This is a genomic window from Pseudoalteromonas sp., assembly GCF_041629635.1.
Lineage (GTDB): Bacteria > Pseudomonadota > Gammaproteobacteria > Enterobacterales > Alteromonadaceae > Pseudoalteromonas.
On record NZ_JBFKMX010000016.1, the window covers coordinates 24560 to 47770 of the forward strand.

General features: G+C 41.0%; 18 protein-coding genes. 5 read left to right on the forward strand and 13 right to left on the reverse strand.

Annotation, left to right across the window (positions count from 1 at the left end; all coding sequences use genetic code 11):
- Window positions 1-71: 71 nt before the first annotated feature.
- Window positions 72-311 (reverse strand): hypothetical protein, encoded by a 240-nt coding sequence (locus ABYD77_RS04230; RefSeq protein WP_372767299.1) that lies wholly within the window; start codon window positions 309-311, stop codon window positions 72-74.
- A gap of 165 nt (window positions 312-476) precedes the next feature.
- Here ABYD77_RS04230 and ABYD77_RS04235 point away from each other — a divergent pair, with 165 nt between their 5' ends.
- Window positions 477-1832 carry an MBL fold metallo-hydrolase RNA specificity domain-containing protein gene (locus ABYD77_RS04235; RefSeq protein WP_372767301.1) on the forward strand — a complete coding sequence of 452 codons (1356 nt, stop codon included), beginning with the start codon at window positions 477-479 and terminating at the stop codon, window positions 1830-1832.
- Window positions 1833-2101: 269 nt separating this feature from the next.
- Entirely contained in the window at window positions 2102-2500 is a 399-nt protein-coding gene (locus ABYD77_RS04240; protein ID WP_372767303.1) for a hypothetical protein, read from the forward strand.
- Here the strand turns inward: ABYD77_RS04240 and ABYD77_RS04245 are convergent.
- Window positions 2474-3937 (reverse strand): PLP-dependent aminotransferase family protein, encoded by a 1464-nt coding sequence (locus ABYD77_RS04245; protein ID WP_372767305.1) that lies wholly within the window; start codon window positions 3935-3937, stop codon window positions 2474-2476. The two genes, ABYD77_RS04240 and ABYD77_RS04245, sit on opposite strands and share 27 nt — an antisense overlap.
- A gap of 105 nt (window positions 3938-4042) precedes the next feature.
- Here ABYD77_RS04245 and ABYD77_RS04250 point away from each other — a divergent pair, with 105 nt between their 5' ends.
- Both ABYD77_RS04250 and ABYD77_RS04255 read left to right on the forward strand, forming a co-directional pair.
- Window positions 4043-4624 carry a GNAT family N-acetyltransferase gene (locus tag ABYD77_RS04250; RefSeq protein ID WP_372767307.1) on the forward strand — a complete coding sequence of 194 codons (582 nt, stop codon included), beginning with the start codon at window positions 4043-4045 and terminating at the stop codon, window positions 4622-4624.
- A gap of 1 nt (window position 4625) precedes the next feature.
- Window positions 4626-5222 (forward strand): FMN-binding negative transcriptional regulator, encoded by a 597-nt coding sequence (locus ABYD77_RS04255; RefSeq protein ID WP_372767309.1) that lies wholly within the window; start codon window positions 4626-4628, stop codon window positions 5220-5222.
- Here ABYD77_RS04255 and ABYD77_RS04260 read toward each other — a convergent pair.
- The 10 genes from ABYD77_RS04260 to ABYD77_RS04305 form a co-directional block, all read right to left on the reverse strand.
- A complete protein-coding gene (locus ABYD77_RS04260) occupies window positions 5219-5833 on the reverse strand; it encodes a paraquat-inducible protein A (protein ID WP_372767311.1) in 615 nt (204 codons plus the stop codon). The two genes, ABYD77_RS04255 and ABYD77_RS04260, sit on opposite strands and share 4 nt — an antisense overlap.
- A gap of 109 nt (window positions 5834-5942) precedes the next feature.
- Window positions 5943-8690, reverse strand: coding sequence for a metallophosphoesterase (locus ABYD77_RS04265; protein ID WP_372767313.1), 2748 nt, complete (start codon window positions 8688-8690; stop codon window positions 5943-5945).
- A 192-nt stretch (window positions 8691-8882) separates the two neighbouring features.
- Window positions 8883-11480 carry a bifunctional aconitate hydratase 2/2-methylisocitrate dehydratase gene (gene acnB, locus ABYD77_RS04270; RefSeq protein ID WP_372767315.1) on the reverse strand — a complete coding sequence of 866 codons (2598 nt, stop codon included), beginning with the start codon at window positions 11478-11480 and terminating at the stop codon, window positions 8883-8885.
- 189 nt (window positions 11481-11669) lie between these two features.
- A complete protein-coding gene (locus tag ABYD77_RS04275; RefSeq protein WP_372767317.1) occupies window positions 11670-12461 on the reverse strand; it encodes a substrate-binding periplasmic protein in 792 nt (263 codons plus the stop codon).
- Window positions 12462-12496: 35 nt separating this feature from the next.
- Window positions 12497-12889 (reverse strand): hypothetical protein, encoded by a 393-nt coding sequence (locus ABYD77_RS04280; RefSeq protein ID WP_372767319.1) that lies wholly within the window; start codon window positions 12887-12889, stop codon window positions 12497-12499.
- A 13-nt stretch (window positions 12890-12902) separates the two neighbouring features.
- Window positions 12903-13844: an ornithine cyclodeaminase family protein gene (locus ABYD77_RS04285; protein WP_372767321.1), complete on the reverse strand. Its 942-nt coding sequence runs from the start codon at window positions 13842-13844 to the stop codon at window positions 12903-12905.
- Window positions 13845-13855: 11 nt separating this feature from the next.
- Window positions 13856-14947, reverse strand: a complete 1092-nt coding sequence (locus tag ABYD77_RS04290; protein WP_372767323.1) for a M24 family metallopeptidase — start codon at window positions 14945-14947, stop codon at window positions 13856-13858.
- Window positions 14944-15990: a proline racemase family protein gene (locus ABYD77_RS04295; protein ID WP_372767325.1), complete on the reverse strand. Its 1047-nt coding sequence runs from the start codon at window positions 15988-15990 to the stop codon at window positions 14944-14946. The genes ABYD77_RS04290 and ABYD77_RS04295 overlap by 4 nt, the downstream gene beginning before the upstream one ends.
- A gap of 91 nt (window positions 15991-16081) precedes the next feature.
- A complete protein-coding gene (locus ABYD77_RS04300) occupies window positions 16082-17188 on the reverse strand; it encodes an MbnH family di-heme enzyme (RefSeq protein ID WP_372767327.1) in 1107 nt (368 codons plus the stop codon).
- 1 nt (window position 17189) lies between these two features.
- On the reverse strand, window positions 17190-17831 hold the full coding sequence (locus ABYD77_RS04305; RefSeq protein WP_372767329.1) for an MbnP family protein: 642 nt from the start codon (window positions 17829-17831) through the stop codon (window positions 17190-17192).
- 97 nt (window positions 17832-17928) lie between these two features.
- On the opposite strand from ABYD77_RS04305, the gene ABYD77_RS04310 reads away from it, so the two are divergent.
- On the forward strand, window positions 17929-20643 hold the full coding sequence (locus ABYD77_RS04310) for a choice-of-anchor B family protein (RefSeq protein ID WP_372767331.1): 2715 nt from the start codon (window positions 17929-17931) through the stop codon (window positions 20641-20643).
- A gap of 67 nt (window positions 20644-20710) precedes the next feature.
- Here the strand turns inward: ABYD77_RS04310 and ABYD77_RS04315 are convergent.
- On the reverse strand, window positions 20711-23211 hold a 2501-nt coding region (locus ABYD77_RS04315), incomplete at its 5' end, for an efflux RND transporter permease subunit (protein WP_372767333.1).

Consider the following 23211-nt stretch of genomic DNA (forward strand, 5'->3'; position numbering starts at 1 on the left):
GCTTGGTAAGTGGAGTGAATTGCAAGATTAACGGATGCTAATCTTGCTGAAAACTAAATATTAACTTTACTTTAATATTCTCGATAAATAACCACCTTGCGGAATTTCGCCGCGTCGATTATTGACCATAAGTGGAAAATACCACCGATGATCGCGGGTATAACTAAAAACCACAGTGCATAACCACCAAAAACAACAATTGCAAAAAACAATGCAGCACCAATACGTCCTTGCACTAACTGCCCAAGACCTGGGAAAAAAACATTACAAATTGCGGCAATTACATTGCCTGCTGATCCTTGTTCTGCCATAAAAACCTCTCAAATTTCCAATTTATTTAATTTAAATCAAACTCTATGCCAAATATATTTTAATATAACTTTCAGTGTGTTAGCTTTTACTCATAACCTACTCGCAAATAATTATTCGTAAGTTTGACTAAAATAGAGCAAATTACACTAAATATGGAGCTTGCCATGAAGTTAACATTTATCGGGGCAGCAAGTACAGTTACAGGTTCAAAACACCTACTGGAAATAGATAATCTCAAAATCTTGATTGATTGTGGCCTTTACCAAGGTATCAAAAATTACCGCACTCGTAACTGGCAATCCCCCCCCTTTGATATAGCACAATTAGATGCTGTGTTATTGACTCATGCACATATCGACCACTCAGGTTATATACCAGTTTTATATAAACAAGGTTATAGAGGTCCTATTTTCTGTACTCACGAAACACTCAAACTCTGTGAAGTGCTCTTACCCGATGCTGGTTTTCTACAAGAAGAAGATGCTAAGTACGCAAATAAAAAAAAGTTTTCAAAACACTCTCCAGCTGAGCCGCTTTATACTTTAAACGATGCTAAGAAGTCCTTATCACTTTTTGTGCCACTCGACTTTCAACACCAAACTGAAGTGTTGCCCAATATTGTGATCAAATTAACACCCAATGGGCATATATTGGGAGCATCAAGTATCGAACTGAAAGCAAAAAATAAAACTCTCATTTTCAGTGGCGATGTAGGTCGGCAAGATGATCCGATTATGTACCCGCCTGAGCCGATTGCTCCATGTGATTTATTGGTTGTTGAAGCTACTTATGGCGATAGGCGTCATGCAGAAATCGACACAAAAAAAATTCTCGCAGATGCGATAAATGACACTTTTAAGCGAGGTGGTATTTTCTTGATGCCCTCCTTCGCTGTGGGTCGTGCACAATTAATTTTGCATTTAATCGCTGAACTCAAAAAAGAGCAGCGTATTCCCAATGTACCTGTGTATCTTAATAGTCCAATGGCCATTAAAGTAACTGATTTATATGAAAAAGCGCACAAGCACCACAAACTAACCAAGGAACAGTGCCAAGCCATTGATGACATGACTGAGTTTGTAAAAACCCAAGAAGAATCTGAATTACTTAATAGTCGCCATTTACCTTGCATTATTGTTTCAGCCAGTGGTATGGCAAGTGGTGGTCGTGTACTTCATCACTTAAAGAGCTTATTACCAGATGATAAGCACACCGTCGCATTTTTAGGTTTTCAAGCTGCTGGAACACGTGGTGAGGCTTTAATTAATGGTGCTGAGAGAATTAAAATTCATGGTGAATACATTGATGTAAAAGCGAATATACTTCATCTTGATTCGCTTTCTGCTCATGGAGATTATCAAGATATTCTCTTTTGGTTACAACAAGGCAAAGCCTTGCCAAAACAAATATTTATTAATCATGGTGAAGCAAGTGCATGTGAGGCGATGCGTTGTCATATCATGGAACAGCTAGGAATTGATGCCAAAGTAGCTGAATATTTGGAGCAAATTGAAATTTAAAAAATCTATTGATAGTTCACTAGAACGAATAGACTGCGATTTATAATACATTGATGGCAATGGACATAGCCATCAATGTATTCAAAGGATTAACCCTCGCCAATCACTTTTATCGCTCTTAAATAAACACCAATAAACTCAGCCTGTGTCATGATTGCTATATTACACATCACGAAGTGACAATAATTGCATTCTCCATAACTACTCCTACTGACATCTCTCAGCTAGAATAAAGGTATAACAAATTAAAAATTGAATTTAAACACTATATGTTTGATAAGTTTAAAATGCATGGTGATGTTAGCCTAAGTTGGCATAACAAAACGCTTGAGATAAATACTACTGGACCATGGAATATGGAATTCTTTGAACATCTGCATGCACAGTTAATTAATATGGTTAGAAAGCAGCATATAACTGACTTCGATGTATTGTTAAATATTTATGGGGAAGCATTACCAATTCCTGATGCTCAAAATTTTCATATAGAATTTTTGAAAACATCGAGTGCCAAAGCAGTTGCTATTAACCTGGCCCAATGCGATACCAGATCAATGACTAAGCAAGTGTGCGATAACGTTTACCCTGCAGCTAACTTAGATCACAAATGCTTTAACACAAGAAAACAAGCATTAGCGTGGTTAGCTAGCAAGCGCGGGAAAGAGTAATGCCATTAATGAATCCAGCGCTTCAGAGCGAGTTTCGTCATTCATACTGGCAAATCCCAATCTTAAATACTGAAACCCTTGGTGATCAAACTCGATATAGCCATCATTAAAATCTTGCTGACATTGAACGAAAACACCTTGGCTTTGTGCCAATGCTGTAAAACCGTTTAAATCTCGCTTGCAGCCAAGCCAAATTGCCATACCACCATCAGGAATAGCAAAATTGATTGGATAACCTGCTTGTTTGTAATCTGCTAACAATTGCACAAGGTGATCTCTTCGCGCTAAATACAGCTGCGTCATTTTGCGAAGATGCCTTTCAAAATCACCCTCGCTCATCCAATTAGCTACCGCTTGCTGTAATACACATTCGGTTTTGTGGTTAATGATTTTTTTACTATTAGCAAGATATTCAATAACTTGTGGATGAGCTGAAACATAGCCCAATCGCGCTCCTGCAAACATAATTTTTGAAAACGTTGAGATATAAATTACTCGACCATCAGGATCATTTGCCGCCATAGGCATCAAAGGTGAACAGCGATAATGAAACTCATGGTCGTAATCATCTTCTAAAATTAAAAAATCATGCTGTTGAGCTAATTGGTATATTTGGCTACGACGCTGTGGCGATAATGTCACTGTTGTTGGGTACTGATGTAACGGCGTTAAATACAATAGCTTTATTTTGCTATGTGCTAATACACGCTTTAAGCTTTCAGGTTTTATACCAAACTCATCTTGTTCAATGGTAATCAAGTTCGCACCATTTGAGCTAAGCGCAGCACATGCCGGCGGATAACTAAGTTGCTCAACCGCCACATTCTCACTGCCCTGCAACACCGCTTGCGCGACTATAAACAGCGCCTCTTGCGACCCATTGGTTATTAATATTTCGCCAGATGAAAGCCCGCGCGCTCTGATTAAGTATTTTTTTATTTGTTCACGCAACTTGGCGTTTCCCAGCGTACCTTGGTAATGCAAGCTGCCAAGATCTAACTGTTTTAACGCGGTATTTAAATGGCTTTTAAATACCTTCATTGAAAATTGAGTTATATCTGGTAATCCACCAGCAAAATTAAAGCGCACGTTGAAATCAGCACTAGAAAGACTCGTTTTTGGCGATTTAAATAAGTGGGATAAATTAAACTGCTGAGAGTCAGTCAACTCATTTGGCGCACAGCCTTCTACCGGTAAGACCGAAACTACTTGGTAACCGATACGCGGTAAACTTTCTAAATACCCCTGCGCAACTAACTCATCGCAGGCCGCCATAATAGTATGACGATTCACATTAAGCTGATTTGCTAAATCCCTGCTTGCCGGCAGTCGGTCTTGCGGTTTTAACTGACCCGATAAAATAGCCTCTCGAATACTCGCGGCAATCGCGAGGTATTTTTTTTCATGTGGATTAAATGAAATGGTCAGTAAGCGCATTAAATTTCTGGTCTATATAAATAATAAAAACTGGTTGTTAACGTTATACCAGAATTCTTTTTTAATATACCTCATTAAGCATGAAAAATTTGGAATGAGGTCACCATGCAACAATTAACACAAACACAATTTGAAACAAACAAAGTCATTTTGCAAAAGCTGCAACACCACCATTTAGATGATTTATTACAAGCAGGGCAAAACCCGATAATTTGGCAGTATGTGCTCAACAATTACTGCAAAGATAAAGATACGCTTGAGCATTGGTTTAATGAAACAGCACAGTACCATGCTGATAAGCAATTGCCGTTAGTGATTATTGATAAAAAAAGTAATCAACTGGTGGGCAGCACACGCTTATTTGCCTTTGATTTTAATCACGATAAACTTGAAATTGGCCATACGTTTATTACCCCTGAATTTCAACGTTGCCATATAAATACACATACAAAATATTTACTACTGAGTTACGCATTTGAGCAACTTGGTGCAGCTCGGGTAGAACTGAGAACCCATGAAAATAATCAAAAATCACGAAACGCAATCGAAAGATTAGGCGCACAATTTGAAGGCATCGCATGGCAAGATAGAAAGCTGATTGACGGTAGCTATCGTAATAGCGCAGTATTTAGTGTAACCCACACTATTTGGCCAAATGTAAAACAGTTGCTAGAGGCAAAGTTATAATATGTACCCACCCAATCAATATATTGAAAACGATCACTCTCGTCTGTTAGCACTCATTGAGAAATCACCACTGGCAAGTTTGATCTATCAAAACGCGCAAGGCGACATTGAGCTTTGCCACATTCCATTAGTGCTGGATGATAAAAAACAGCACTTATTGGGGCATATGGCGGCAAATAACCCGCTTGCTAGGTTACTTGCCAAACAGCCTTTAAACATAAAATGTCTATTTAATGGCGCTGACTGTTATGTCTCTCCGAATGATGCAGAAAAAGTCTATTTACCAACATGGCATTACGCAAAATTAGAGGCAAAAGGCACGGCACAACCTATTTTTGAGCCCTCACAAAAGCGCGAGATAATGGCTTATTCCGTTGCACAATTTGAAGATAAACGGGCAACGCCGTGGCAACTTTCTCAAGTGGATGAGAATGAACTGTCTCAGTCGTTAAAATACATAATGGTGTTTAGAGTAGAAATTACTGAAATCCTTGGTAACTTCAAACTGAGTCAAGATAAGGCAAGCGAAACTCGAGATGAAATAAAACAGAGCCTTTATGCTCGTGGCGATAAAGACTCTGCCGAATTAATTTACTAGCGGGCTTTATGAATGCGCTCTACAAACTGAGAAGAGGCAATTGCAACAACACAATACGCAGTAAAATACCAAAAGCCGATACCAAGCTCGGCTTTCATTTTTAACATATCACCCATTTGCCCATCGGCATTGCCAGCCAAGTAAGAAACAATAAGCGCAATCACAAATACGTCAGTCATACTCCACTTACTAAGCTTAGAAGCTGCCGTATTTAGCAAACGTGTCAGTTTAATCTTTGCTGGAAGTAAAACACTGATTAGCTGCATCAATAATTTCAAAAATGGAATGATCACCGCAAATAGCCCAACTAATACTGCAACCACATGGTTTTGGTTATTAGCTAGTTCTTCAATGGTGCCAACAATACTACGGGTTTTGCGATAGGCTTCGACTTCGCCTTCTAACTTATCAAGGCCAAGCATACCCGAGAACATACGTAACATGCCGCGTGTATTGCCATCGCCTTCTTCGGCAAGCATGTTAATACCCACATCCACTATTTTGGCTTTATCAATATTACCCTGCAGGGTTAACACGGGCTGTGTTACTCCAGGAATCAGCAATGCAATACTTACAAGTAATAAAATAACGGCGCTAATTTTTGTTTTCATAATGCTTCTTTAAAATAAATTTCCAAGACTTTAACGCAACGCTCTTTGTGCGGCTAATTTGATTTGTTAAAAAGCGTTATAAATCGAAGCAATTTATAACGCAATCAGCTTATTTAAAGAATTTATTACGCTGTTCAAGCCACGGATTGTAAGGTCGCCCAGGTGCACTTTGTTGGTGTCGCAAAATTGTTTCACTGGTTGTCGCTTTTTCTTGCGAAAATGTCATTTTAGCTGATGGCCCACCCATCATTTTAACTTCTGTTTCACTTAAGCTACGGCCAGCAAAAAGTGCGGCGTTTAAGTACCCCGGTTGGGCAGCCCATGTACCATCGGTTAGTAACAAAAATTGGTCGCCTAAAGCAAAACGCTCGGTAATATTACGCCCGGTTTTTTCACAAGCTAATTCGCCATTGATATAAACTTTAAAGGTGCCATCAAATGGGGCGCTATAAAACACCAGAGCAATTCTATACCAAGTATCTGGTAACATTTCCCCACAAAAGCCATCAAAGCCTACGCCACCTGTTGTGCGTTCTCCTACTATTGACTCAAAGCGAATTTCTGCCTTTTTTTCATCTTCGATTTCGCTTTCATAGTTTAGGGATGTTTGTAATAGCGGACGGTACTTCGCCACACTTCCAGTCGGCCATAATATGTCCATTACCAATGAATAATCCGACACTAACCCTTGGTCGGCAAAGTCACCATTGGCATCGACGTTATGACGCACTTTTAAGCCTTCGTTTATTTTAAAACGCGGAAATTTCATAACAGTTGCATCAAAACCATCGAGACTTGGAAGTGTTTCTTCAAGTTTTGATATTTTTTCAAAAACCACCTTATCGCTATAACTTTTGCGATCAGGATTAAACAACTTCATGGTCGATGGGCCATAGTCTGCTAAAAACGGGTCTTCACTATTATCAAACTGCCACAGAGTTATAAACTCATCTTCTTTACAGGCATTTAATTGAGTATCCGTATCTAAATGCAAGCACTGACTAGTGCGATAACGGCCGTATTCTTCAATCACTCGCCAACTATCATTCAGCTCAGTAGGGTTTTCAAAACTAATATCGTTGAAAAATAGCGTTGGATTTAATGCTGCACCTTTGTAAAGCGCAACGGTATAAGAGTTTTCTGCATTAAATTGTTGCTCACCAAAATATTGCCACTGTGGCTGCTGGCCAATCATGGCTTCCAGTTCAGCGCCTGAAACCTCAACGGAGTAAACCGCATTAAAACCTAACGTATTCGATGGTTGGCGCTCTACCGGAAACGCATCGTGCAATTCTTGCTGCGTAACTCCACCTGCTTGCCATGGATACAAACTAAATGGGTCTGCTAAATCATAAGCGCCTAAAAATACCGCATCTACCTTGTGCGTAAAGATCAACGCATCTGCGAGCACCTTTTCAATACCATTGCGATCAGGATAATTTTCAGAAATTGCCACTTTATAGTCTGGGTCTTCTAAATAAGTTTTAACAATCTCTGCAATTTTCTTATCAAGCGGCTCATGAAATGTATTGATATCCATAGTATCAATCTGAATTTCATCATTTTCAAAACGCACCGGGCGTGACGTTTTATCGAATAAGTTAAACTCAATATCGATCACTGTTGCGCCCATACCGTAAATATCAGGCTCAATCACAATCGATTTATTGTCGTTATACCTATGAATTTGCGGTTTATCATGACTATGTCCGCCAAGAATTAGATTAATCTCAGGTACATTTTGCGCAATGCGATCATCCACCCAACCTAAATGACTTACCATTACAAGGTAGTCAACCTGTTCACCATAAAAGCGTACTAAGCCTTCAGCGACTTCGGTAAATTCATAATCCATCACAAAGTTATCAATAAAATCAGGTAGTGGGCGTTCTTTGTATTCTTTATCAAGCTCATTCCATGGACCAGAGGTCATACCTAAAAAGCCGACTTTGACACAACCGACATCAATAATGCCAAATTTATGCGTAGGAAATCCTGGTGCTTTTTCACCAACATATTGGGTGTTTGACGCGAGTACCAGTGCGTTTTCATCTTGCGCATACGCTAATAATTCGTCTTCACCCCAAGCGTAGTCATGATTTCCCACCACTCGCACATCAAACTCCATAGCTTGCGTTGCCAGTGATGAGGCACGTCCCATTGACACTTGTTCAGCTACATTACCTTTTTCGTAATCATCACCGCCGTTGGTAAAAACAGTGTATGGGTTATCTGCTAGAGAGGTTAAATGTAATGATTTTAAACGACTGTATAAGCGTTCTTTGTAACCGAAGCGAGAGTGCAGATCTGCTACATGCACAAAACGAATAGTTTGTTGTACAGCAGCGGTATCGCATGCTGGACCAATGGATTTAAACGCGGAAACATTTGGCAATCTTCGAATGCCATAAATTCCCAAATGATAAATTTCTGCGGTTATAAAGTTACCATCTATACGTGAATTAAAGTTTGGCACCCAAGTATTATTAACAAGTCTAGCTAATACATATTGCTGCTGCGCTTGATAATCATTTGGTAACTGAATTGTCAGATCGGCTTTATCAAACAAAGCAGTTTCGATTGGCGTGATGGTATAGACTTTCGAAAGGGAGTTTTGAGCATCAGGAAAAGCATGAGAATCACCCACAATAACAGAAAGCGTCAAATTATCAGGCACCGCACCAGCATCTAAATCTAAGATACCAGTTTCATCAAAGCGAATTACTCCACCGCCACTACCTACTGGAACAGGAGTTTCTGCTGCATCTTCACTGACTGATTTACTTGTTTCACCCTCACCCACACAGCCCAACATCATCAGTGTGCTGAACACAAATAGCAATACTCTAAAATACACTTCCTTGCCTCACGTTTTGAAAGTACCTAACGAAAAATAACGATTGGATTATTATTAAACAATTATTGAAAATATTACATCACAGCTAATAATAAAATCCCAGATTTAAAGAGTGAATTTATCTTAAAACGAAAAAAGCCAATGCTAAATAGCATCGGCTTGTTAAACTATCCTATCTACACTGCCAAGCTTCTAAACAGCTTGCTGAATAATTACAGTGTCAGCCTTTTTAGTGTACTGGGGCATTTTGTGGAAGTTTAAGTAACGGTACGTATCAGCAGCCGTTGCGTTAATCTTCTCTGCGTACTCTTGATACTCAGCTGGCGTTGGTAATTTACCAATGATTGCTGCAACTGCAGCAAGTTCAGCTGATGCTAAGAATACGTTTGCACCTGTACCTAAACGGTTAGGGAAGTTACGTGTAGAAGTAGAAACAACCATTGCTTTATCAGCAACACGTGCTTGGTTACCCATACACAGTGAACATCCTGGCGTTTCAATACGCGCACCTACACGGCCGTAAATACCATAGTAACCTTCGTCAGTTAACTGGTCGCGGTCCATTTTCGTTGGTGGTGCAATCCACATACGTGTTGGAAGCTGACCTTTGAAGTTATCAAGTAACTTACCAGCTGCACGGAAGTGGCCGATGTTTGTCATACAAGAACCAATGAATACTTCGTTGATTTCTTCACCTTGCACGTCAGAAAGTAAACGCGCGTCATCTGGATCGTTTGGCGCACACAGAATTGGTTCTTTAATGTCTGCTAAATCAATTTCAATGATGTGTGCATATTCAGCATCAGCATCTGCAGTCATTAATTCAGGGTTAGCTAACCACTCTTGCATCTTAGTGATACGACGCTCAATAGTGCGTACATCACCGTAACCTTCAGAGATCATCCACTTAAGCATTACGATGTTAGAGTTTAAGTACTCTTCGATTGATGCTTGTGACAGTTTAACTGTACAACCTGCAGCTGAACGCTCAGCTGATGCGTCAGAAAGTTCAAACGCTTGCTCAACGGTTAAGTGCTCAACACCTTCGATTTCTAAGACACGACCAGAGAATTCGTTGATCTTGCCTTTCTTCTCAACAGTTAATAAACCTTGCTTAATTGCATAGTAAGGGATTGCGTGTACTAGGTCACGTAATGTGATACCTGGCTGCATATCGCCTTTGAAGCGAACAAGAATTGACTCAGGCATATCTAATGGCATAACACCTGTTGCTGCAGCAAACGCTACTGCACCTGAACCCGCAGGGAAAGAAATACCCAGTGGGAAACGTGTATGCGAGTCACCGCCTGTACCTACTGTATCTGGCAGTAACATACGGTTTAACCAAGAGTGGATAACACCGTCACCTGGACGTAGTGAAACACCGCCACGGTTCATGATGAAATCAGGAAGTGTGTGGTGTGTGTTAACGTCAATTGGCTTAGGATACGCTGAAGTATGACAGAATGACTGCATTGTTAAATCGGCAGAGAAACCTAAACACGCTAAGTCTTTTAATTCGTCACGCGTCATTGGACCTGTGGTATCTTGCGAACCAACCGTAGTCATTTTCGGCTCACAGTATTGGCCAGGGCGAACACCTGCTACGCCACATGCTTTACCAACCATTTTCTGTGCAAGGGTAAAACCTTTACCTGAATCAACAAGTGCTGCAGGCTTACGGAAAATTGTTTCTTGCGCTAAACCAAGTGATGTACGTGCTTTGTCAGTTAAACCACGACCAATGATCAGAGGAATACGACCGCCCGCTTGCACTTCATCAAGGATCACGTCAGATTTAAGCTCAAACGTAGAAATTACTTCGTCAGTACCATGACGCTTAACAACACCTTGGTATGGGTAAATATCAACTTGATCACCCATATTTAATTCGTCAACGGGTAGTTCAATTGGTAACGCGCCAGAATCTTCCATGGTATTGAAGAAAATTGGTGCAATTTTACCACCTAAACATACACCACCAACACGCTTGTTAGGCACGAATGGAATGTCATCGCCCATAAACCAAAGCACAGAGTTAGTCGCTGATTTACGAGAAGAACCCGTACCCACAACATCACCTACGTACGCAAGTGGTAAGCCTTTAGCTTTTAACTCTTCAAGTTGCGAAATTGGACCAATTTCGCCTGCTTTTTCGGGATAAATACCCTCACGTTCGTTTTTAAGCATTGCTAGCGCATGTAATGGGATATCTGGACGTGACCATGCGTCTGGCGCTGGTGATAAATCGTCAGTGTTGGTTTCGCCTGTTACTTTAAATACAGTAACAGAGATTTTTTCAGCGACTGCTGGCTTGTCAGTGAACCACTCAGCATTTGCCCAAGATTCAATTACTTGTTGTGCGTATTTATTACCCGCTTGCGCTTTTTCTGCTACATCGTAGAACGCATCAAACATTAGTAATGTATGTGATAAACCCTTAGCAACGATCGGCGCAAGCGCTTCGTCGTCAAGTAGTTCAATCATAGGTGCGATGTTGTAACCACCTAGCATAGTGCCAAGTAATTCTGCTGCGTATTCTTTTGACACCAATGGCGAGCTTGCTTCATCTTTAGCAACAGCTGCTAAGAAACCCGCTTTTACGTATGCCGCGTCATCAACACCTGGTGGTACACGGTTTACTAATAGGTCTAAAATAAATCCTTCTTCGCCTGCAGGTGGATTTTTAATTAATTCAATTAGATCTGCAGTTTGTTGCGCGTCTAATGGCTTAGGTACGATACCTTGTGCAGCGCGTTGTTCAATATGTAAGCGATATTCTTGAAGCACAATAAGGCCCTCTTGGTGACGTTAAATACCTGATTAACTGTAGCATCTGTGAGAGTAGCGTCAGATATTTGTTAATAGTTCACAAATCAGTATAAGAGTTTTATTGCGTGATCCCAGCCATCAAGACTTATAGTTATTATAAAAAATGAATACCACAATAATTAAAAAGAAATTATATGAATAGTTACTTTACTGTTCAGAAGTAAAAGATGATCGCCACTTTTGCTCAATTAATACGTACTCTTGTGAGTTATGCAGATCATTTAAAGCTTGTTGTAATCGTTTTAATAAAATGGGGTTTGAATGCTTGCTAAGGGCGATATGCAATAACGGTACTCGCCCTAAATCTACAGCAGGTTCAAACTCTGACATATCAAACGCCAAAAACTTACTCAGCGCGATTAAATTATTCTTTTGCAGCACAATGACATCTACGCGCTGCTCTTTCAGTGCTGTTATTGCCTCAGGCCAGGTGCGTACCTGCATCACATTTTTAGTAGGCCATTGATATCTTGTAACAATCTCATCCATCAAATAATCATCTCTTGCGACAACAAGAGTTAAGTTACGCATAGTATTTGTGCTAACTTTCTTTTGTTTAAATGATTTTAACTGCCATAAATACAGTGAACTTTTACTTTGTAACAACGAGTTTGCAGGAAAAATTGGCCCAACCCAGAGGAAATCGTCTTCACGTTTTTGCGTGCGACGAATGGAATAAATCATCACATTTTTTTGCTGGGTCGCAATATGATAGGCACGCGACCAAGGAAGAATAAGATGCTGTGCATCTATACTTTCGCGCTTAAGTAATGCATTAACGATTTCAACCGCCACACCGTCTAACTTATCACCCGCTTTTACCTGATAGGGTGGAAAATGTTCAGTGACCACCATTTCAAGATCAGCTGCCATCAGCTTAATCGAAAACAATAAAGTTACGATAAGAGTTAAGCTATTTGTTAGCCATAAATGCCGCATTGAATTATTAATAAAAGGAAGTCATTTTCCTAATTCTAGGTGAGAGCTAGTGTAAATAAAAGAAAGCCAAGTAATGGAAATAAATAAGCAATTATGCGATTAGGCATACGGTATAAAAATGCTTTTTCCGGGTTAGTTGGGTCAACAAACAAATACACTGTTTGATTCTCATTAAGCGCATTTAAACAACTTTTATCATACTCCAAAATAACACTGTATTTTTCTTGTTCAAAACAATATTGCAGCATCATTTGTTTATCTTTAAAGCTATAAAATGGCATCAAATCTTGTAAGCCAACTAATGTGGCTTTTTCAATAGCGCAAGCACGCCAAGAGCGTTTTCGTTGACGGCACAAAAAATAATATCCCCAAGGCTCCAAGCCCCAAAGTAATATTAACCCGCCAACTAATAACAGCTCTAATTTCATGCCCATTCCCAACTTAGTTAGATAACTTATAAACGAGGTTAGCAGCCACAAGATCGCTAAGTGCCGTACCTACCGATTTAAATAATGTGATACTGTTTTCTTGCTGTCTGCCTGAAACGCGTTTAGCACATAAATCGGCTAATTCACCTTTTATTTGCTGTTGGCTAAACGCTCCTTCAGCAATCGGAATTAACAACTCCCCCGCTTCATTTAACACGTTTGTTAGGCCATCCACGTACACCTCACTTTGCGTTACCGTTTGCGTATCACACTCTCGGCAATGTTTGTGGTGGTTACCGATTAGGTCAATATGCGTACCAGCCCTGACCCTGCTGCCATCAAATAGAGGCTCAGGTGAACCTGTCGCACAACTAATTGTACAGGCGTTTGCAATCGTCTCTTTATCGGCTTGCCCAGCAACAAATGCAACGTGACTAAATTCGCTTTGTAACTGGCTAATCAAGCTACCTACCTTATCGCGATTACGGCCAATAATGGTCACTTTACGGTAATTGCGAACTGACAAATGCGCTTTAATCATATAACTGGCAAGGTTACCGCTACCAAAAAACACTAAATGTTCAGCATCTTCACGTGCTAAATAACGTGCCGCCAGTGCTGAAACCGCAGCGGTACGCCAAAGCGTCACACTGGTGCCATCCACCAGCGCAAGCGGTACACCATGCGCTCGGTCAAACAACATAATTTTTGAATATAAGGATTCAAAACCCGCCTCGCCATTTTGCGGGAAATAAGTAAAGGATTTCACCCCAATCACTTCTTCATCCCACGCAGGTAAAACGGCAAATGCATTATGAGAAGGATCACCCGGCTGCAGTTCAAACACTTGTCGCTGTGGCATTAAAAAGTTGCCTGCAAAACTAGTATTAAGTGCATTTATTAAGGCATCAAACGAGAGGCTAGATAACACCTGTTCTTTTTCAATTATTTTCATGGCGTATCCACTTAACCTCTTTCAGGTAAAATCATTTGCTTAGGAGCATGAGTCAGTAACTTATAGCCATTTTCAGAAACCAAAATATCATCCTCTAAGCGTACACCACCAAAGTTTGGAATATAAATTCCTGGTTCAATCGTAATGACATTACCGGCTTCAAGATGGTAATCACAGTTAGGTTTTATAATTGGAAATTCATGTAAAAATAATCCCACGCCATGACCTAATCCTTCGCCTGCATACTCAGCAAAGCCCGCATTTTCAATAACTCGATGACTTGCTTTCAAGGCATTGGTTGCAGCAGCACCTGCAACCACTTCAGCCATAGCTGCAGCCTGTGCATCTGCGACAGTTTGATAAACCAATTGTTGTTTTTCACTGGCTTCGCCATAAATATAACTGCGCGTCATATCTGAGCGATAACCATTAATTACTGCGCCAAAATCAAGGGTAATAAAATCACCAACTGCGAGCTTGCGATCACCCGGCATACCATGTGGTAAAGAAGCACGTTCGCCAAACAACAAAATAGTGTCAAAGCTCATGCCATTTGAGCCAAGCTTCTGCATGCGATATTCAAGCTCAAGTGCAATATCGCGCTCACTAGTTCCGGTTTTAAAGTAAGGCAAGGTTTCGTTAAGTGCTTGGTCGGCAATCGCTGCTGCAAGCTCAATTTGCTTCACTTCCCAATCATCTTTTACAGAGCGCATACGTTCAACAACACCTTGTATTGGTGTTAATTGTGCAACTGACAACACTGCATTTATCGCTTGCCAAGCCCCAACATTAATATGATCAGCTTCAAAACCGAGCTTAGCGCTTTTGTCGATAAGGCGATTAAAGCAGTGGCCTAAGGTTTCGTTATCACGATCGCGACAAATGACTTCAAAGCCTTGGCTTTCATTTGTGGCTTGCTCTGCGTAACGGTAGTCAGTGACTAAATAACCACTATTTTGATTAATCACTAAATACGCGGCATGGCCGCTAAAACCAGATAAATAGCGAATATTCTCGTAGCCAAAAATCAAAGCGCTATCGAGCTGCAAACTTGTTAATAAACTGCGAAACGTTGCTTGGCGTGATAAAAATGGGGTACTCATCGGAAAATAAATCCTGTGTTTAATGGATCGCTCGGGTCAAAATAAAAGGTGTTTTTACCCACCACATTAGCGTTCCCACTCACTTCTGGGATCACCGCCATGTAATCACCATATTCTAGTGTATCAACTACCTTAACGCTGAACTGTGAGCCTAAAATACTTTCAATCACTATTTCTTGCTGTGCTTCAATTTCGTTTTTAGCAAAGTGAATTGCTGCTCGCCCCGCTACACCCGAGCCTGTAGGGCTGCGATCTAACTCACCTTCAGCAAAAATACACACATTGCGGCTATGCGAATCTGGGTGTTCCATTTGGCTATGCGAAACAAAAATAGTGCCGTACAAGAAGCTTAAATCAGCTTCAAAAGGGTGGTTAATGTCAGTGTTGGCAATCACCGCCTGTTTAATACGCTTGCCCCAATCAATAATTTGATTGCTGTTATCTTGCTTAAGAGACAAACCAATAGCATCCGCATCAACATAGGCATAAAACGCTCCACCGTAAGCCAAGTCAAAGGTCACAGTTCCTATACCTTCAACTTCTATTTGCTGTGCTTTTAGCGCTAAGAATGAAGGCACATTTAAAAAGCGAATATCACTAATTTCACCATTATTTACGGTTACCGATGAGCGAATTTGACCACAAGGCACATCAAAATTAATTTGATTAACGCCTTCTTTTTTATTTATCACACCTGCTTCAATTGCCGCTTTAGATAACGCAATAATGGCATGGCCACACATGGTGCTGTAACCTTCGTTATGTAAAAACAACACACCCAAGTCACTGGTATCGCGCTCGGGCTCAACAATCAATGCGCCATACATATCTGCATGACCGCGCGGTTCAAACATCAAGCCTTTTCGTAAATCATCATGATTAGCTAAACAATCCTGACGTTTTGCTAAAATGGTGTCGCCTTTTAAAGTAGGAAATCCCGATGTAATAATGCGTAACGGCTCACCACCTGTGTGCATTTCTAGTGTGGTAATTTGTTGCATTGCTTTGCTTGGTTGCCAATTAGCAAACGCATTTGTGTTCATATTTAGCTTTCTATATCGAAATAAACTTTTGCATACAATATACCCTTGAAAATATTAAAATCAATATAAAGCCTACTGGAGTGCGCGATTATTATTTGAAAGGATTACTAAATGCTTTGTTTTTAATAAAATTTTCGTCAGTTAAAGTATGTAAAAATGCTACTAAGTCTTGTTTTTCTTGTTCAGATAACTGAAATCCTTTAATAAATGCACTTTTATATGGGTTTTCACGGCCATCACCGCGATACTTGCCCGTTGTAACATTTCGGCCAGCATCTGCATAAAAATCAATTACTTGCTCTAGAGTTTGTAAACTACCATCGTGCATATAAGGGGCTGTTAAGGCGATATTACGCAATGTTGGCGCTCTAAATTTGCCCATATCTTGTGGCGTTTCAGTAATCGCAAATAATCCTTGATCGCGTAACGGAAAAGCCCCTTTTCCATCAATATTATAAAGGCCTGTATTATGAAACGGGTGACGGTCTAATTGCTGTTTTTGGTGGGTCGTTGATTGCGTGAAGTTAAAACCACCGTGGCAATGGTGGCACTCTAAACGCTCAGAAAAAAACAAATCCATACCGCGAATTTCACTTGCTGTCAGTGCGTCATCCTGCATGGCGTAAGCATATTGATCAAAACGGCTTTGAAACGAAATCAAACTGCGGGTAAAACTAGCAAGCGCTTTGACAATGTGATCAAAACTAGCATCTTGTGTGCCAAAAGCACGCTCAAATAATGAATTGTACTCTGGTGTATTAAAACGTGCTAACACCACGTCTTCATACCCTGTTACTCCCATTTCGAGCGGTGTCTCACCAAATAACGGGAGCAAAATTTGCTGTTCGAGCTCAGTCATTTCAGAGTGAGCCCAAGTCAGTGTTTTATTGTAAGCAACATTCACTAAGGCCTGAGCATTGCGATGATGTAGCTCACCTGTCGAACCAATCGAAGTTGGGATCATTTCGGCAAATGCTCTATCTTGCTGATGGCATGTCGCGCAACTTTGCAATCCATTTGCTGACAAGTTTTTGTCATAAAATAAGTGTCGACCAAGTTCAACTTTGGCATCACTCATGGGGTTCGTTGAAGGTACTTGCGGTTCGGGAAAACCATCAGGTAATTGCCATTTATATGGCTTACTTGGCTCGCTACAACCCACAAGTAATAGTGCCAACAACAGTAAAAAACGACGCATATTATTCCTGATGAAATATCTTAGTTGTTAAGTTGGCAAACAATTGCTGACACGTTGGATTGTTGTGTTCACTCATACACGAACGTGAACCTCCAACTTGTTTAAACAAACGATCTAGGTCTAAAATAATTGATTTATGCGCATCGAATTGCGCTAGTTCAAACTGATAACGGTTCGGGTAAGCACACGGTGCAGACGGTGCACGTAAACGCGATACGCTTTTACAACCAGTACTGCCTAAATGGAAAGAAAACCCATCGTCGCCATCAAAGCGGAAAAACTTATGGCCTAACTGCCAACTCCAAAACATTTCACTAGTGTTAAGTGGTGATGTCGCAGTAAGTGGATTAAGGTGATTTTCATTAAACGGAACCGCCATCGAAAATGATAACTTTTTTCCATCTAAATCATCTGCCATAAGCTCAACTTGCCAACTACTTTTCTCACAGTTTGCACCAATTAAGGCCACACTTTCTGAAGAGAACTTACTTGGACTAATTGAAAGCGTATTATCCGACTGAAATTCAGAGACAAACCACATTAAATTTTGCCGCTCATCACACGCCTGTTGAACGCCATGTTGTTTAACAACAAATTCAATTTTAGTCGTAGATGGCTTTTGACATGCAAATAAAAAACTCATTAACAAAAGTATACAAAATGACCGTAGCAAGGTGGTTTACTCTCTAAATCGATTAGTTACACTGCAATACAAACAGGTACAGGATGTTATCAAAATTATGAACTCGCAGAAACTTACACTTTTAACACTTGCTTTGGCAAGTAGCATCACTAGCCTCAGTGCATTAGCCCACACCGAACATGACAAAGCACGTTTTGTTGCCACCAATGGCATGGACAAAGGGAATTGCAACAACCCAGTAAGGCCATGTAAATCCATTGCCTATGCAGTATCGCAAGCCAGTAAAGGGGACAAAGTGCTGGTGGCCAGTGGCCAATATGAGCTTAATGATGAGTCTGAACTTTTTTACTTACAAAGCGAACTCGTGCCCGTTTTTGGCGGTTTTAATCGCTTTGACCATTTTCAAGTACAGAACCCCGATATCAACAAAACACAAATCGTTGGCGCACCAATTGCACTGCATGAGACACTACAAAAAGCAGGCTTTAACGTCATTGCAGATACAAAAAGCTTAACGATTTCTAGGCAATTAAAACAAAAACTGGCACGCCACCAAGCACTATTTGAACAGCAAAGCAGCACCGCATGTGAAAATGGCCGCGCCGGCTCATTCGCATGTAACAACGTTGATTTAGTCGCGCATGTGCCATTACCAAACTTCACTTCTGGTAATGATATTTGGGGTCATGTTGATTTGAACAATGGCATTGAATACGCCATTATGGGGTTCTCCGATGGTATTCGCGTCTACAACTTATCAGACCCGACTAACCCAACATTGGTCGGGCATGTGTCAGGTAGCAACACGACATGGCGCGATATTAAAGTACTGCAATACTACGACCACTCTCTTAATGCTTATCAAGCCTATGCCTATGTTACAGCTGAAGCAAACACTGGCGTGCAGATTATTAATTTAAACAATTTACCTACATCTGTATCGCTTGCTGGCACAAACTTCACAGTCAATAGCGCGCACAATGTGTATATTAACGGTGTCGATTACAGTTTGAATCTACCACTCAACGGCCAATCTGCAAAAATGCAAATTGTTGGTTCAAACAAATATGGCGGCTCGTTTACTACCTATGATTTAACAACGCCCAACAATCCCAGCAAAAGCTTTGATATTGGTTCAACATCACGCGCAAACTACACCCATGACGCCACCAGCATGTCAATAAACGACACCCGTGCTACGCGAGATTGCGTTAATGCCAGTAGCGGTGTGTGTGATGTATTTATCGATTTTAACGAAAATGAAATTCGCATTTGGGATGCCACTCAAGCAGCCAATACTGAACGTCTAGGACAAGTAGGCTATGACGATGTTGATAGTAGCAGTCAATATATTCATTCAGGATGGTGGCACGAAAACAAACGCTACGTGTATGTGCATGATGAGTTTGATGAAAATAAAGGCGGTTTAAATACCACAGTTCGCATTCTTGATTTAGCAGATTTAACACAACCAACGATTGTTGGTAAATGGACCAGTAATAACCGCACCATAGACCACAACGGCTTTGTTAAAGGCAACCGTTATTACATGTCTAATTACGAGCGTGGTTTAACCATTTTAGATATTAGCGATCCAATCAACCCGCAAGAAGCCGGTTATTTTGATACTTTCCCATCCTCAGATAATCCATCGTTCAATGGTGCATGGGGCACTTACCCTTACTTACCTTCAGGCAATATCTTAATCAGCGATATCAATAGTGGCTTATACATTGTTAAAGACAACTCTCGCAATAACAGTGCGAATGCTGGATTTGAAAGCACTGATTTAATTGCAGAACGCGGTGACGAACTGCGTATTGCTATCAACAAACCGACGGCACTAAGCGAAGAAGCAACCATTGAGTTTGAGGTTATAAATGGCAGCGCACAACTTGAAAGCGATATGTTACTTCATAATAACACTCAGACATTAAAATGGGATGAAAACGATACTACCCCAAAAGTTATTGGTATGGCACTTAAAGATAATGGAGAGACCTTACTTAAAGACTTTTATATACGCCTCCACAACGCATCGAGCAATCTTGAAATCGGTGATAACCGAATTATGAAAGTCACCATTAATGGCCTTGCCAGCCAAGGCAAAGTTGGTTTTGTTCAAACAAGCCGCACCTTCTCTGAAAAAACGGGTGACGTAAATATTGAATTAAGCCGCATGGGTGGCAGTCGCGGCCAAATTACCTTTGACTACCAAGTTGAATACCTAACAGCGAGCAGCGACGATATTGCTCTTGAAAATGGCACTGTAACTTGGGCTAAGGGCGACACTGCCAATAAAACCATTGCATTTAGCATTACAGACGATCAAAAAATTGAAGATGCTGAACGCTTTATTATCAAACTCACTAATAATGATGACAGTTTGTTAAGCAATCAACAGATTGAAATCACCATTTCAGATGATGACAGCAACAGCGCGCCTGAGGTTTATGCAGGTAACGATATTGAACTGGCAACAAATGCATCAACGGTATTAAATGCTGCAACTGCTAGCGATGATCGCACTGAGCAACTGACTTATCAGTGGCAATTTGTCTCTGGTGTTACAATTAATATTAGCAATACAGATAGCTTAACGCCTAGCGTTTCTGCCACTAGTGAAGCTGGAAGTGCCGTAGTTTCATTTACAGCAACCGATGAACATGGCTCCAGCAGCAGTGATAAATTATCCATTACCGTTGTCGCACCAGTTGCGTCACCAGAGCCTGAAAAATCAAGTTCATCCAGCGGTAGTTTACCCGTTTACTTATTATTCCTGATGTCGCTGTTAGCAATTCGTAGAAGGTAAAACTATTAGGTCTATTGACTTAAAAAAAGCGCCAATTGGCGCTTTTTTACTTTATGTTGGGAAGTGTTTATTTTTTATTGCGATACAACAGGTAATAAGCACAAGGTAATACCAACATACTAACCAGTGGGCTTATCACCATCCCCCCCAGCATTGGCGCTGCAATTTTTTGCATCACTTCACTGCCTGTGCCGCCACCTAACATAATCGGTGTTAAACCAATTACGATAGTCAGTACCGTCATCGCTTTAGGGCGTACCCGTTGAACCGAGCCCTGTTTAACGGCAGTTAAAATATCCTTATGTTGCTTTAACGCCTGATTGAGATAAATCAGCATCACGACACCAAATTCAGCCGCAACCCCAGCGAGGGCAATCATACCTACCGCAACCGCAACAGATAACTGATAATCCAGCAAGTAAACAAACCACAACGACCCAGCCAGTGCCACCGGCAGTGTTAACATCACTAACGTTGCCTGCAGTGATGAGTTAAACGCAAGGTAAAGAATGATAAAAATAATCGCCAAGGTAATTGGGATCAGCAATTCCAATTTACTGGTAACCCGCTCCATATACTCATACTGGCCTGAAAAACGAATGCTGTGCTTGGCAGGCAACACTAACTCATTATCCAGTGCCACTTTGGCAGCCGCAATATAATCACCAATAACCGTATCTGGCGCTAAATCGACAAATGTCCACGCAATAAAACGGCCATTTTCGCTTTTAATCATCGCTGGGCCATCTTTAATTTCAATATCAGCGACCTGCTCTAGCGTGACCCACGCCCCCGTTGGTGATAAAAATGGTAATGTTTTTAACTCTTCAATTTGATCACGATAACGGCGTGGGTAGCGCAAATTAATTGGAAAGCGTTCTTTGCCCTGCACCGACTGCCCAATACTCGCACCACCTAATGCATATTTTACTAACGTTTGGATGTCCGCAATATTCAAACCATATTTTGCTGCGTCTTTGCGTCTTGGCGAAATATCAATATAACGTCCTGACTGCGCCCGCTCAGCATATGCCGATAAGGTACCCGGAACATCCGCTAAAATGCGCTCCACATCACGACCTATTTGCTCAATTTGCGCTAAATCATCGCCCGAGATTTGAATGCCAACTGGAGTTTTAACACCAGTTGATAACATATCAATTCGGGTTTTAATCGGTTGCACCCAGGCATTGGCAAGCCCCGGAAAATTAACACTTGCTTGCAACTCAGCAATAATGGTTTCAAGGGTGACTCCTTCGCGCCACTCACTCTTTGGTTTTAACTGAATGGTGGTTTCAAGCATGGTTAGCGGCGCAGGATCGGTTGCGGTTTCTGCGCGGCCTACTTTACCAAATACGCTAAGTACCTCGGGTTGAGTTTTAATTAAGCGGTCGGTTTGTTGCAGAATTTCACCCGCTTCTGCGATGGAAACTCCCGGCAGCGTGGTTGGCATATAGAGTAAGTCTCCCTCTTCCAGCTCAGGCATAAACTCACTGCCTAATTTAGAAAGCGGGTAATAACCTGATGCCGCAATCACAATAGCAACCAACAGCGTAAATTTAGGTACTTTTAAGCACAGGTCTAAAATCGGGCGGTATATTGCTACTAATGCGCGAGTAAGGTAGTTATTTTGCTCATCTGGAATATTACCACGTACTAAATACCCCATTAACACAGGCACTAACGTCACGCTTAATAGTGCCGCAGCCGCCATCACAAAGGTTTTAGTATAGGCAAGCGGACTAAATAGTTTGCCTTCTTGTGCTTCAAGAGCAAACACCGGCATAAAGCTCACTGTGATTAAAATAAGCGAGAAGAAAAGCGCAGGCCCTACTTCCACAGCCGCTTTACTTACTAACTGCCAATGTGCTTTTCCCTTAGCGTTTTCGCCAGTTTCAGCCCGATAATGCTCAAGGTGTTTATGACAGTTTTCTACCATCACAATGGCAGCATCAACTAAGGCACCTATTGCGATTGCAATGCCCCCTAAGCTCATAATATTGGCATTAATGCCCATTAAGCGCATTAAAATAAAGCCCGCTAATACCGCTAATGGTAAACAAATCACAGCTACTAGCGTTGAGCGTGCATGCATTAAAAACACTAAGCACACCAAGGCAACCACAATCATTTCTTCCATCAGTTTGGACTGTAAATTTTCAACCGAACGTTCAATTAAGTTTGAGCGATCGTAAACCGTTACAATCTCAACACCTTCAGGCAAGCTCGGTGTAATTTGGGCAATTTTCGCTTTTACATTGGCAATGGTTGTTAGCGCATTTTCGCCATCTCGCATCACCACAATGCCACCAACAACTTCACCTTCACCATTTAATTCAGCAATGCCTCGGCGCATCTGCGGGCCTAAACGAATAGTTGCAACATGTTCAAGTAATAATGGGCTTCCATCATCGTTAATGATGCCAAGGGGAATGGCTTTAAATGCAGCTAAATCGGTTAAAAAGCCGCGACTGCGCACCATGTATTCAGCTTCTGCCATTTCAAGTACCGAGCCGCCCACCTCACTATTGGCATTTTCGATTGTTGACTTTACCTGTGTGAGTGTTA

What these genes read in the sequence shown, in the direction of transcription:
- ABYD77_RS04295 (WP_372767325.1), bottom strand. Translation starts at nt 15,990, where the DNA reads ATGAACACAAATGCGTTTGCTAATTGGCAACCAAGCAAAGCAATGCAA.
- ABYD77_RS04300 (WP_372767327.1), bottom strand. Translation starts at nt 17,188, where the DNA reads ATGCGTCGTTTTTTACTGTTGTTGGCACTATTACTTGTGGGTTGTAGC.
- ABYD77_RS04250 (WP_372767307.1), top strand. Translation starts at nt 4,043, where the DNA reads ATGCAACAATTAACACAAACACAATTTGAAACAAACAAAGTCATTTTG.
- ABYD77_RS04260 (WP_372767311.1), bottom strand. Translation starts at nt 5,833, where the DNA reads ATGAAAACAAAAATTAGCGCCGTTATTTTATTACTTGTAAGTATTGCA.
- ABYD77_RS04245 (WP_372767305.1), bottom strand. Translation starts at nt 3,937, where the DNA reads ATGCGCTTACTGACCATTTCATTTAATCCACATGAAAAAAAATACCTC.
- ABYD77_RS04285 (WP_372767321.1), bottom strand. Translation starts at nt 13,844, where the DNA reads ATGAAAATAATTGAAAAAGAACAGGTGTTATCTAGCCTCTCGTTTGAT.
- ABYD77_RS04240 (WP_372767303.1), top strand. Translation starts at nt 2,102, where the DNA reads ATGTTTGATAAGTTTAAAATGCATGGTGATGTTAGCCTAAGTTGGCAT.
- ABYD77_RS04275 (WP_372767317.1), bottom strand. Translation starts at nt 12,461, where the DNA reads ATGCGGCATTTATGGCTAACAAATAGCTTAACTCTTATCGTAACTTTA.
- ABYD77_RS04290 (WP_372767323.1), bottom strand. Translation starts at nt 14,947, where the DNA reads ATGAGTACCCCATTTTTATCACGCCAAGCAACGTTTCGCAGTTTATTA.
- ABYD77_RS04280 (WP_372767319.1), bottom strand. Translation starts at nt 12,889, where the DNA reads ATGAAATTAGAGCTGTTATTAGTTGGCGGGTTAATATTACTTTGGGGC.
- ABYD77_RS04230 (WP_372767299.1), bottom strand. Translation starts at nt 311, where the DNA reads ATGGCAGAACAAGGATCAGCAGGCAATGTAATTGCCGCAATTTGTAAT.
- ABYD77_RS04235 (WP_372767301.1), top strand. Translation starts at nt 477, where the DNA reads ATGAAGTTAACATTTATCGGGGCAGCAAGTACAGTTACAGGTTCAAAA.
- ABYD77_RS04305 (WP_372767329.1), bottom strand. Translation starts at nt 17,831, where the DNA reads ATGAGTTTTTTATTTGCATGTCAAAAGCCATCTACGACTAAAATTGAA.
- ABYD77_RS04310 (WP_372767331.1), top strand. Translation starts at nt 17,929, where the DNA reads ATGAACTCGCAGAAACTTACACTTTTAACACTTGCTTTGGCAAGTAGC.
- ABYD77_RS04255 (WP_372767309.1), top strand. Translation starts at nt 4,626, where the DNA reads ATGTACCCACCCAATCAATATATTGAAAACGATCACTCTCGTCTGTTA.